The 604-nt window shown below is 70.9% G+C and carries 1 pseudogene; it reads right to left on the bottom strand.

From position 1 onward, the window contains the following. A pseudogene (locus AB0K10_RS22235) lies at window positions 1-604 on the bottom strand (tetratricopeptide repeat protein); the annotation flags it as partial.

Below are 604 nucleotides of genomic sequence, written 5' to 3'. Positions count from 1 at the left end.
GATGGCGAGGTCAGGGAGGTAGGCGTCGCGGCTGCCGGCGGCCAACTCGCGGTAGAGGTCGACGGCTTCCTGGCTGACGGCCAGCGCCTCAACACGGCGCCCCACCTGCGCCAATCGGTTCGCGTGGTTGTTTACCGACGTGGCGAGGTCGGGGAGGTAGGCGTCGCGGTTACCTTCGGCCAACTCCCGCCGCAGGTCGACGGCTTCCTGGCTGGCGGCCAGTGCCTCGACACGCCGGCCTGCCTGCGCCAATCGGTTCGCCTGGTTGTTCACCGACGCGGCGAGGTCGGGCAGGTAGGCGTCGCGGTTACCTTCGGCCAACTCCCGCCGCAGGTCGACGGCTTCCTGGCTGACGGCCAGCGCCTCGACACGGCGCCCTACCTCCGCCAACGTGGCCGCGTGGTTGTTCACCGACGCGGCGAGGTCGGGCAGGTAGGCGTCGCGGTTACCGGCGACCAACTCGCGGTAGAGGTCGACGGCTTCCTCACTGACGGCCGGTGCCTCGACGCGGCGCCCTACCTCCGCCAACGTGGCCGCGTGGTTGTTCACCGACGCGGCGAGGTCGGGCAGGTAGGCGTCGCGGTTACCGGCGACCAACTCGCGG

The organism is Micromonospora sp. NPDC049274, assembly GCF_040678875.1.
GTDB lineage: Bacteria > Actinomycetota > Actinomycetes > Mycobacteriales > Micromonosporaceae > Micromonospora.
The sequence above is the reverse complement of the archived record's forward strand: the minus strand, read 5'-3'. Positions and strand labels throughout refer to the sequence as shown.